The sequence below is a fragment of the Aeromonas sp. R3-1 genome (assembly GCF_040908345.1).
Lineage (GTDB): Bacteria > Pseudomonadota > Gammaproteobacteria > Enterobacterales > Aeromonadaceae > Aeromonas > Aeromonas veronii.
The window spans coordinates 44745-55134 of sequence record NZ_JBFODN010000267.1; the positions used below are offsets into that span (position 1 = coordinate 44745).

General features: G+C 61.3%; 9 protein-coding genes. 6 read left to right on the forward strand and 3 right to left on the reverse strand.

All coding sequences use genetic code 11. The annotated features are described in order from the left end of the window. The first annotated feature begins 410 nt into the window (after nucleotides 1-410). Nucleotides 411-2066: a methyl-accepting chemotaxis protein gene (locus AB5Y85_RS18905; protein WP_064339754.1), complete on the forward strand. Its 1656-nt coding sequence runs from the start codon at nucleotides 411-413 to the stop codon at nucleotides 2064-2066. A 71-nt stretch (nucleotides 2067-2137) separates the two neighbouring features. Here AB5Y85_RS18905 and AB5Y85_RS18910 read toward each other — a convergent pair whose 3' ends face one another. After that, complete coding sequence (locus AB5Y85_RS18910; RefSeq protein WP_101530457.1) at nucleotides 2138-3868, reverse strand: formate--tetrahydrofolate ligase; 1731 nt, start codon at nucleotides 3866-3868, stop codon at nucleotides 2138-2140. Nucleotides 3869-3935: 67 nt separating this feature from the next. On the opposite strand from AB5Y85_RS18910, the gene AB5Y85_RS18915 reads away from it, so the two are divergent. Then, nucleotides 3936-4364 (forward strand): hypothetical protein, encoded by a 429-nt coding sequence (locus tag AB5Y85_RS18915; RefSeq protein ID WP_101530456.1) that lies wholly within the window; start codon nucleotides 3936-3938, stop codon nucleotides 4362-4364. Nucleotides 4365-4422: 58 nt separating this feature from the next. On the opposite strand, the gene AB5Y85_RS18920 is transcribed toward AB5Y85_RS18915, so the two are convergent. Beyond that, nucleotides 4423-5322 carry a LysR family transcriptional regulator gene (locus AB5Y85_RS18920; protein ID WP_101530455.1) on the reverse strand — a complete coding sequence of 300 codons (900 nt, stop codon included), beginning with the start codon at nucleotides 5320-5322 and terminating at the stop codon, nucleotides 4423-4425. Between the two features lie 109 nt (nucleotides 5323-5431). Here AB5Y85_RS18920 and AB5Y85_RS18925 point away from each other — a divergent pair, with 109 nt between their 5' ends. From AB5Y85_RS18925 to AB5Y85_RS18940, 4 genes are all read left to right on the forward strand, one after another. Further along, a complete protein-coding gene (locus AB5Y85_RS18925) occupies nucleotides 5432-5992 on the forward strand; it encodes a YceI family protein (protein ID WP_005334411.1) in 561 nt (186 codons plus the stop codon). Continuing rightward, nucleotides 5992-6729 (forward strand): hypothetical protein, encoded by a 738-nt coding sequence (locus AB5Y85_RS18930; RefSeq protein WP_257687427.1) that lies wholly within the window; start codon nucleotides 5992-5994, stop codon nucleotides 6727-6729. Before AB5Y85_RS18925 ends, AB5Y85_RS18930 begins: the two co-directional genes overlap by 1 nt. Nucleotides 6730-6911: 182 nt before the next feature. After that, nucleotides 6912-8036, forward strand: coding sequence for an adenosylhomocysteinase (locus AB5Y85_RS18935; RefSeq protein ID WP_257687428.1), 1125 nt, complete (start codon nucleotides 6912-6914; stop codon nucleotides 8034-8036). A gap of 77 nt (nucleotides 8037-8113) precedes the next feature. Beyond that, nucleotides 8114-8422, forward strand: a complete 309-nt coding sequence (locus AB5Y85_RS18940) for a SelT/SelW/SelH family protein (protein WP_019445942.1) — start codon at nucleotides 8114-8116, stop codon at nucleotides 8420-8422. Nucleotides 8423-8536: 114 nt separating this feature from the next. On the opposite strand, the gene AB5Y85_RS18945 is transcribed toward AB5Y85_RS18940, so the two are convergent. Continuing rightward, nucleotides 8537-10246, reverse strand: a complete 1710-nt coding sequence (locus AB5Y85_RS18945; protein WP_257687429.1) for a lysophospholipid acyltransferase family protein — start codon at nucleotides 10244-10246, stop codon at nucleotides 8537-8539. Between the last annotated feature and the right edge of the window lie 144 nt (nucleotides 10247-10390).

Here is a 10390-nt window from a genome sequence, read left to right on the forward strand (position 1 = left end):
GATGGCGGTTGTTTTGTAACCGCCACGCTGAATAAACGAGACGCCAGCAGCCATTGCTGGCGTTTTTCATTGGTTCCGGATGAGAGTGGCGGCCTGCAACGGCTTGGTCCGTGCGGCTTGCACTATGCAAACGTTATGTATTTTTTCGATTTATTCATCTGAGCGGTATATTTAATCGAGCACGATAAATCCCTCGTTTTCACCTTACAAAAAGTAACCGGACAGACTCTTTCCGAACCATCACAATCCGGTTACTCTAGCGCCCCTCTCGGCTCTCGCTGCCGCTCATGGAATTCAGAGATATTCATCAAGGTTGGATGGTGCGCCACTGAACAGGTGGCCAGATAGTTCATGCCAGGAGGGCGTGAACCGGACGAGTGCTACGAATTTAACGACCACCAGGATATCCCATGAATACCAGTACCATGACCATAGGCAAAAAACTCACCGCCGGCTTTGCCGTGCTCGGTTTGATGGTCGCCTTTATCGGCGGTTTTGCCCTTGTCCAGTTTGGCAACATGAATGATGTTGCCATCCGGTTTACCGACAGCATCTTGCCAGCGGTCAATCGCACCAGCGCGATCGGGGATTCTCTCGGTGAGTTGCGTCGTTATGAGCTGGGTTATTTCGTGGTGGCCGCCGAGCCGCTGAAAAGGGCTGAATATCGGAATATTGCCAGTCAACAGCTTAACTCGATCGCGCAGCAGCTGATTGCCCATGACAAGACGATCTGGCCTGAGGATGTGGCGGAGCGCCGTACCTTCGATACGGTGAAATCTGACTGGGATCGTTACGTCGCCCTGCACCAGCGAGTCAAACAGCTGCAAGACAGCGATCAGCTTGCCGAAGCCCAACGCATCTTTCTTGAGGAGGGGGTTCCCCTTTATACCGCGCTGAGCAAGTCAGTGGCCTCCCTTATCCAGATTAACCATGGTTATGCGTCTGAATCCCGCAGCGACATTGTCGACTCTTATCAATCCGCCAATCTGAGTGTCACCATCGCGCTGGTGATCGGTTTGATCCTTGTGGTGGTGCTCTCCGTGGTATTGACCCGCCAAATTCGCGACCCGCTGATCATGCTGGCCCGTCAGGCCCAGCGTATTGCCAATGGCGATCTGGGTCAGGGCGAACTGCAGCAGTGGATCCGTGACAGCCGCTTCAACCGCGATGAACTGGGTCAGCTGGGCTCCGCCATCAACCGGATGCAGGGCTCCCTCTCCGATCTGGTGAGCGAGATCGCCGGCTCCGTGAGTCAGCTCAGCAGTGCGGTGGAGGAGGTGAGCGCCATCTCCAGCCAGTCCGCCAGCGGCATGGCCATCCAGCAGAACGAAGTCTCCCAGGTGGCGACCGCCATGAACGAGATGCAATCCACCGTTAACGAAGTGGCCCGCAACACCACGGATGCCATGAGCGCCGCCAAGGATGCCTCCCGCACCTCCGCTGCCGGCAGCGAAGTGGTACGCAGCTCCATTGCCAGCATCGAAGAGGTGTCGGTCAAGATTGAACAGGCAGGCACAGTGGTGCAGCAGCTGGAGGCCGACAGCGCCAACATCAGCGTGGTGCTGGATGTGATCCGCGATATCGCCGGTCAGACCAACCTGCTGGCCCTTAACGCCGCCATCGAAGCGGCCCGTGCTGGTGAGCAGGGTCGTGGTTTTGCGGTCGTTGCGGATGAAGTGCGTTCATTGGCCCAGCGTACCCAGGACTCCACCGCCGAGATCAGCAAGATGATCGAGCTGTTGCAGAGCCGCGCCGCCGAGGCGGGCAACGCCATGCAGCTGAGTCGTCACCAGATGCAGGAGAGCGTCGGTCTGGCGCGGGATGCCGGTACCAGTATCGAGACCATCAATGGTGCCGTGGTGCGCATCACCGACATGAATACCCTGATCGCCACCGCCACCGAAGAGCAGAATGCGGTGACCGAAGAGCTCAACCGCAGCATTGTCAACATTCACAATGCCGCTGACGAGAATGCCCAGGGCGCTCATCAGATCGCCCAGGCTTGCGTCGAGCTGAGCAAGCTGGCCAACACCCTGCACCATATGACCCAGCGCTTCACCCTCTAAGAGTTGATGCATGGATAACAGAAGGCCCCGCAATTGGCGGGGCCTTGTTGTTTCTGGCGTTGTGGAAGGGCTCAGCTCAGGCCGACTATCTCGCCGTTCTCATCGATATCGATATGGCGATAGGCAGGCAGACTGCCTAGCCCCGGCATGGTCATGATGGGGCCCGCCAGCGCATAGACGAACCCGGCACCGGCGCAGAGCTTCACCTCGTCGATGGGCACCTCGAAATCGGTCGGCACCCCTTTGAGGGCTGGGTCGTGGCTGATGGAGAGCGGCGTCTTGGCCACGCAGATGGGCAAGTGATCCCACCCTTCGGCGGAGAGTTGCGCCAGCTGCTGGCGGGCTTTGTCGGAGAGCTGCACTCCGCGGCCGCCGTAACCGCACTCCACCAGGGTCGTCAGTTTGGCGTCGAGGCTCGCCTCGTCGGGGTAGAGCAGTTTCACCTTGCCGGGTTGTTCGCAAGCGGCCACCACGGCGCGGGCCAGCTCGCTGGCACCGACACCACCCTGAGTGAAGGCGTTGGAGATGGCTGCGCCACAGGCACCGGCTTGCTGCGCTTCATGGGCCAGCAGCGCCAGTTCGGCCTCGCTGTCGGTGGGGAAGCGGTTGATGGCGACCACCACCGGCACCCCGTAGCGGCGGGCGTTCCGGATATGCCAGGCGAGGTTGGCGCAGCCCTGCTTGAGGGTCGGCAGATCTTCCCCTTGCAGGCTGGCTGGCAGCGGCTGGCCCGGGCGGATATCGAGCAGGCCGCTGTTGGCCTTGAGGCCGCGCACCGTGGCCACCAGCACCACGCAGGCGGGGGTAATACCGGATTGGCGGCTCTTGATGTTGAAGAACTTCTCAAGCCCCATGTCGGAGCCAAAACCCGCTTCGGTCACCACATAGTCGGTCAGACCAAGGGCGATGCGATCGGCGATCACCGAGGAGTTGCCGTGGGCAATATTGGCAAAGGGGCCGGCGTGCACCAGCACCGGCGTCTGCTCGGTGGTCTGCATCAGGGTCGGCTGTAGCGCGTCCTTGAGTAGCACCGTCATGGCGCCCGCTACTTCCAACTGTTCGGCGGTAATGGGCTTGCCGTGAATATCGCGGGCCAGCTGGATGCGGCCGATGCGCTGGCGCAGGTCTTTCAGATCGCTCGCCAGCGCCAGAATGGCCATCAGCTCGGAGGCGGCGGTGATGACGAAGCGATCGCTGCGCTCCACACCATCGGCAGCACCCCCCTGTCCAATCGTGAGGTGGCGCAGGGCGCGGTCATTCATGTCGAGGGTGCGTGGCCAGAGAATGTTGTCAGCATCGATATCGAGCCGCGGCAGGCCGGTTTTGGCGCTGAACTGGTCGCCGAGTTTACGCTCATGGAACAGGCGGGCATCGAGGGCTGCCGCCGCCAGATTGTGGGCTGCAGTCAGGGCGTGAAAATCGCCGGTGAGGTGGAGGTTCATCTCCTCCATCGGCACCACCTGGGCGTGGCCGCCACCAGCGGCCCCCCCCTTGACCCCGAATACCGGCCCGAGGCTCGGTTGGCGGATAGTGGCGATGCTGGGCTGGCCGATATGGTTGAGCCCCATGGAGAGGCCAAGGGTGGTCACCGTCTTCCCTTCACCGAGCGGGGTCGGGGTGATGGCGCTCACCAGTACCAGCTTGCCGCGCTGTATGTGTTGAGACGTGAGCAGGTCGAGGCTGAGTTTGCCTTTGTAGTGGCCATGAGGGCTGAGCAGGTGCTGGGGGATGGCGAGGCGTTCGGCCAGCGCGTGGATTGAGAGACGGGGGGACTGGCGGGAGATCTCGATATCGCTTAGCATCAGCACCTCGTTGGCATATCGGGGTAAAATATGCGGCGCAGTCTAGTGGAATATAACGGGTAATCCAATGACGAAAACGATTTTATTTGGTGGGGGTGAGGTTCGTCAGAATCCTGTTCGGTTGGATCTCAACGCACTCTATCATCCCCCCAAGCAGCCGATGACGGCGCTGGGGATTGTCAGCGCGCTGGTGCCGTTGTTCGGTTTCGGCTGGCAGGCGATGACCCAGGACCCCGAAACCCAGCTGTGCCACGAGATCCGCAAACGGGTCAACAAGCACAAGACCGACGAGGCAAACCTCATTCTGATCCTGCAGCTGGCCGCCATGTTTGACTGCCCCGAGATTGAAGTGGCGCTCCCCTATGCCCTCAGTGAGCCGCAGTTGTCGGTGATACGCACCCGTTTGCCACGCTGGCAGTTAAGCCTCGAGCAGGAGCGTCTGCTAGCCAAGCTCACCCCTGTTGCCGCATCCACCACCGCACCCGACCAGCGTTAGGTTTCAAGCCGGACCAGCAGGCCGGACAGTCAGGCCGTATCTTCTGCTCTGGCAATCATCACGGCTTATCCCACTGTTGCGGGGCGAGATAGCGCTCCTGCACGAACTCGATAAAGCAGCGCACCTTGGCCGAGACGAAGCGGCGGTGCGGATAGACCGCATAAAGTCCCACATCTCCCTTGTCCCACTCTGGCAGCAGGCTGACCAGCTGTCCTGACCGCAGGGCCTCCCCCACGATAAAGGTGGGCTGCAATATGATGCCCTGATCATCACAAGCGGCGCGGGTCAGCGCCACCCCGTTGTTGGCCCGCAGCGGTCCCTGTGGCCGGATGCTCTGCTGCTCGTTTCCCCGTTTGAAGTGCCACTCCGGCTGGGTCAGGGTGTAGATCAGACAGTCGTGCTGTTTGAGATCCTCGGGTTTTTCCGGTCTGCCCTTGCGTGTCAGATAGGCGGGGCTGGCGCAAAGCTCGACCCGAATGGTGGCCAGCTGGCGCGCCACCAGCGAGGAGTCGCTGAGGTGGCCGATCCGCAGCGCTAGATCGAACCCCTCTTCCACCAGCGCGACCCGCCGGTCGCTGTACTCGATATCGAGCTTGAGATCGGGAAAGCGCTGGCGAAACAGCGGCAGGGCGGGGGAGAGGTGCAGATAGCCAAAGTCCATCGGCACCGAGAGCTTGAGGGTGCCGTTCGGCTGCTGGTTGTGGTGGGTCAGCTGGCTGTGGGTCTCTTCCAGCTCCGCCAGCAGGGCGAGGGAGCGCTGGTAGTAGAACTGGCCTGCTTCGGTGGGATTGACCTGACGAGTGGTGCGCGACAGCAGCCGGGTGGCGAGGGACTCCTCCAGCTGCTGCATCAGTTTGGAGGCCATGGCGACCGAGATGCCGAGCTGGTTGGCGGCCTTGGTAAAGCTCTGGCACTCCACCACCTTGATAAAGGTGCGCATGGCGGCGATCTGATCCATTTTCCATCCTCAGTAAATAATGAATTTAATAAATCACTGATTATTCATCTTCAGAACGAGGTTAGCATTTTAACCACTGATGTGAACCCCAAGATGAAGGAACGAACGGATGAAAATGACCAAGGCTCTGCTGGCCTCCTGCCTGTTTATGGCTACCCCCCTGATGGCGGCGGATTACGATGTGGATGCGGCGCACACCACAGTGCAGTTCAAGGTGGGTCACCTGGGCTTCTCCGAGCTGGTGGGTCGCTTCAACACCTTCAGCGGTACCTTCAGCATGGATGACGCCAACCCGGCGGCCGCCAAGGCGAGCTTTGAAGTGGATGCCGCCAGCGTCGACTCCAATCACGAAGCCCGCGACAAGCACCTGCGCAGCCCTGACTTCCTCGACGTGAAACAATATCCCAAGATGACCTTCGTCAGCTCCGCTTACGAGGGCACCAAGGATAAAGGTGTGCTGAAAGGGACCCTGACCCTGCACGGCGTCTCCAAGGAAGTGGCCTTCGATCTGGTCAAAATTGGCGAAGGCAAGGATCCCTGGGGCGGTTACCGCAGTGGCTTCAACGCCTCCACCACCATCAAGCGCAGTGACTTTGGCGTGAGCTACATGCTGCCCGGCATCCCCGACGAGATGAACATCAACCTGTTTGTCGAAGGCGTGCGCAAGTAATGGGCGCGGAACTTCTGCTGCAAACCCTGGCGGCTCCTCTGGGAGCCGCTTTGCTATCGTGGCGCTGGCCGCGACTGGGGTATCTGTGGGGCGCGCTGGCGCTCTGGCTGGTGGGATCCTGGCTCGGCGGCCTCTATGGCATGCCGGAAAAGGCGTGGCAATGGCTGCCGCTAACTCTGCTGGTCCCCGCCATCGCGGCTCAGGTGAGCGATCAACGCGGCTCGCTGCTGCTCTTTGCGGTGTTCAGTGCGCTGGTGTGGTGGCAGGGATTGGCCTCGGTATTGGCGAGCGAACCCGGGATCTGGCTGGCGCTGCTGCCCGCCATCCTCTGGTTTGGCTGGAGCACCTTGCGCTGTGACAGCCGCGAGGGGCTCGGGTTTGCCCTCGGCTTTATCTGGCTGGCGCTGGTGATCGGCATCGATGGCAGTTTGCTGATTGCCCAGCTGGCCGGTGCTCTGGCTGCTTTCGCCGGTTTTCGCGCCCTGCTCGCCACCTTTGTTGGCATCAAGGTAGCACCCGCCGGTCTGGCGCTGGCCCTCGCCTTCGTCCAGATGCTGGCCTGGCAATATGTGGAGGTGCCGCTGGTGGTGTTGCTGCCGGTCTGGTTGCTGCCGCTGTTGGAGTGGGCGTTGTGTGACAAACCGTGGCCAGTGCGTTGGGGTGGGCTGATATTGCTTGCTGCCGCGGGAACCGGGCTCAGCCTGTGGTGGGTGTGGCCTGCTGCTTCTTTGTACTGATTTTTGCATGAAAAACAGGCAATTACAGTCATTTTTGCATACCCGCTCATACTCTTGGCAGATAATGATTGAGCCACCTATGTGTTTCAGATAAAAAGGTTTTTCATTTTATTTGGACACACACAGAACCCGGCCGCGCCGGGTTCTGTTTGCCTGCTTTGCGGCACATAAGGAGGCCACAGTTGCGCAGTCAAGGATCTGAGCATCTGTTTTTTCGCCATTTCACCGGACAGGGACGCATCGACGGTCTCTGCATTCTGCTGGTCACTCACCTGCTTCCCGATCGCCCCCATTTTATCGAAGCGCTTTCCCGGATTGGGCGGATTGGCGCCATTTTACCCAAACCGAAATCGGTACATGGCCCGACCCTGGAGTGGGTATCCCAGCACTATCCGGTGCTGCCCCTCAACCGGCGCTGGACCAATGATCCCGACAGTATCATCCAGCAGATTGCACCGCTGGTGGCCCCCCACGAGCGGTTGCTGATCCTCGATATTGGCGGTTACTTTGCCAAAACCCAGGTGATCTTGAGTGAATACTTCGGCCCCCGTTTCCTCGGGGTGGTGGAGATGACCGAGAACGGCCACCAGCGCTATGAGCAGGAGGTGCTGGCGACCCCGGTGGTGTCGGTGGCACGAAGTCCCCTCAAGCAGGCCGAGGATATCCAGATTGGTTTGAGCGTGGTCTACTCCGCGGAGTCGCTGGCCCGCAACCTCAACCGTACTTTCAACGTCTGCGAAGCCGTGCTGTTTGGCTATGGCAAGGTGGGGCGCAGCATCGCCCGCGACCTGCGCTGTCGCAACCTCCATCTCGGGCTGGTGGAGACCGATGTGCTGCGACAGGTCGAAGCGCTCTCTCACGGTTTTCGCTTGATCACCAAGGCCGAGGCGTTGAGCCGCGCCGAGCTGGTGATCTGCTCTACCGGCAACGGCTCGCTGGATTTGGCGGATCTGCAGGCGCTGCGTCCCGGCACCATGGTCGCCTCGGTCACCTCGGCCGACGACGAGTTTGCCTTCTCGCTGGCCCAGTTGCCGTGGCCGAGCGAAGAGGTGTGCCCCCATGTGCTGGCCCTCAACCGGCCGGATGGTACCCAGATCTACCTGCTCAACCGGGGCGAGGCGGTCAACTTCGTCCATGGCGCCGTGATTGGCGAATATGTCTATCTGGTGCTGGCGGAGATCATGGAAGGGATCCGGATGCTGGCGGCAGGCCCTCTTGCTCCCGGCCTGTTCGAGCTGCCAGAATCGGCGATGCGTACCATTGCCCGCCATTGGCTGGCCGATTTTCATGGGGTTGATCAGCACTGATTTGACCAAACCGGGATCGGCCATTGGGCGGCAGTACGCCATTTCCCGCCATTGGCCGCTTTTTTATGGAGTCACTCATGACCGAATCTGAAACCCTGATCAGCAAACCCCGCATCGAAATCCGCTACTGCACCCTCTGTCGCTGGATGCTGCGCGCCGCCTGGCTGGCGCAGGAGCTGCTCTCCACCTTTGACAGCGATCTGGGGGAGGTGGCGCTGGTGCCGGCCAGCAAGGGGGAGTTCCGCATTCTGGTGGGTGGGGTGCAGGTGTGGGATCGGGTGGTGGATGATGGCTTCCCCGAGGCCAAGGAGATCAAGCAGCGGGTGCGTGACGTCATCGCCCCTGAGCGGGATCTCGGCCACTCGGATCGCAAGGCGGCCGAGTAACGCCAGATGGGCCGAGCGTCTCGAAAAGGTGCTGAGCATGAGAGCGAAAGGAGAGGGAGGCGATGGCCTCTATCTCCTTTTTTGCTTTTGGCTGTTTGCCTGGCTCCAGCAGGGTTATAAGCGCGGCTCGGCCAGATGACTGCCGATATAGCGGGCCCGCTTGTGGGACTTGATGCGGCTCACATCGACCCACACCAGCCCGTCGATGCAGTGGTTGAAGTCGGGGTCGATGCCAAAATCCATAAACTGCACCCCGCCCGGCTCGCACAGCTCAGAATACTGCTTGTAGAGGGTAGGGATGGCGCAGCCCAGATTGTCGAGGCGGGCCTTGAGTGCTTTGAGATCGGCGCCGTAATCCACCCCCTCGAACAGAGGTTGCGTCTCGGGGTAGGGACGGCGGGAGGGGGCCAGCGCCAGTTCGGGGGCAAAGTGCTGGCGGTAGAAGCTCACCAGCAGATCCTTGGCCATCGGCGGCAGGCTGCCGGAGAGCGACACCGGGCCAAACAGGTAGCGGTAGCGGGGATAGCGGGCCAGATAGGCACCGATGCCGAACCAGAGATAATCGAGCCCCCGCTTGCCCCAGTAGGCGGGCTGGATAAAGCTGCGGCCAAGCTCGATGGCCTGCTCCAGCCGGGGCAGCAGCTTATCCTCAAAGCCGAACAGGGTGTGGCTGTAGAGACCATCCTTCCCCTTGCTGGCCAGCAGCTCCGCCACCGGGGCGAACCGGTAGGCGCCGATAATGTCGAGCTGGGCCGGATCCCAGAGGATCAGGTGGTGATAGTCGTTGTCAAAGCCATCGAGATCCCGCCGCTTGCCAGACCCTTCCCCCACTGCGCGAAAGGCGATCTCCCGCAGTCGCCCCAGCTCGCGCAGGATCACCGAGTGGCTCAGTTCGTGGCGGCGGTAGAGGTAGATCCCCTGACCATCCGGGGTGGTGCCGAGCTGCTCGCAGCTTTCGATGGCCTGTTTGAGCTGGCGGCGATCCTCCGGCAGGGCGATGGGGGCCTCGGTCTGCAGGCGCCCTGCCTTGCCACGGCCAATCCGGTAGAGGTGGTTGCGCACCAGCCGCGCCGCCGTCTTGGCGGGCAGCTCCTGAAAACTGCCGAGCGGAATGCGCGCCCCTATGGTCACCGGCAGGGTCTGCCCCTGCTGGCGAAACAGCTGACGCACCAGCAACAGGGCGGAGGCGGGCTTGTTGAGCCAGGAGGCGAGATAGAACCAGAGGCTGTTGCGCCCCCCCAGATGGATGGGTACCAGCGGGGTGCGGGTGCGCTGGGCCAGTTTGATAAAGCCTGCCTGCCAGGGGCCGTCTTTCACCCCCTTGAGGCCAAGCCGCGAGACTTCGCCTGCGGGGAAGATCACCAGCGCACCTTCATGGGCGAGGTGTTCGTTCATGGCGAGGATGGCCTGTCGATCGGTCTTGCCCTCCATATTGTCCACCGGCAATAGCAAAGGGCGCAGCGGCGCGAGCTGGGCCAGCAGCTGGTTGGCGACGATCTTCACATCGGGGCGGATGCGGCCGAGCAGTTGCAGCAGCGCCAGTCCATCCAGCGAGCCGATGGGGTGGTTGGCGACTAGAATGACCCGGCCGCTGGCGGGAATATGCTCCAGCTGCGCCTCGCTGACCCGATAGTCGAAATCGAGCTGGGTCAGCGCCTGCTCGACAAAGTCGAGGCCGCGCAGGTGCGGGTAGCGGGCGGCAAAGTCGGCAAAGGCCTGCTCGTTGAGCAGCCAGCCCAGCAGCCGCTTTAACAGCGGGGTGAGCAGGGGGTAGCCAAGCAGGCGGGGGAAGTGCTGGGTCAGCAGGGTATCGATAGTGAACATCTGGAGGGCTCCGGCGATCCGTTGCTCCCAGCATGATGTGACACTGTTCCCGCGACATGTCAGCGGGATGACAGTTTGATGGCAGCGGCGGCCAGTTGCTCCTGAGTGACCCTCCCCGGTTTACCTTTGTTGATGGTTGATGGC

Coding starts and splice junctions, on each gene's coding strand:
- AB5Y85_RS18910 (WP_101530457.1), bottom strand. CDS start 3,868: ATGCTAAGCGATATCGAGATCTCCCGCCAGTCCCCCCGTCTCTCAATC.
- AB5Y85_RS18915 (WP_101530456.1), top strand. CDS start 3,936: ATGACGAAAACGATTTTATTTGGTGGGGGTGAGGTTCGTCAGAATCCT.
- AB5Y85_RS18945 (WP_257687429.1), bottom strand. CDS start 10,246: ATGTTCACTATCGATACCCTGCTGACCCAGCACTTCCCCCGCCTGCTT.
- AB5Y85_RS18905 (WP_064339754.1), top strand. CDS start 411: ATGAATACCAGTACCATGACCATAGGCAAAAAACTCACCGCCGGCTTT.
- AB5Y85_RS18940 (WP_019445942.1), top strand. CDS start 8,114: ATGACCGAATCTGAAACCCTGATCAGCAAACCCCGCATCGAAATCCGC.
- AB5Y85_RS18930 (WP_257687427.1), top strand. CDS start 5,992: ATGGGCGCGGAACTTCTGCTGCAAACCCTGGCGGCTCCTCTGGGAGCC.
- AB5Y85_RS18925 (WP_005334411.1), top strand. CDS start 5,432: ATGAAAATGACCAAGGCTCTGCTGGCCTCCTGCCTGTTTATGGCTACC.
- AB5Y85_RS18920 (WP_101530455.1), bottom strand. CDS start 5,322: ATGGATCAGATCGCCGCCATGCGCACCTTTATCAAGGTGGTGGAGTGC.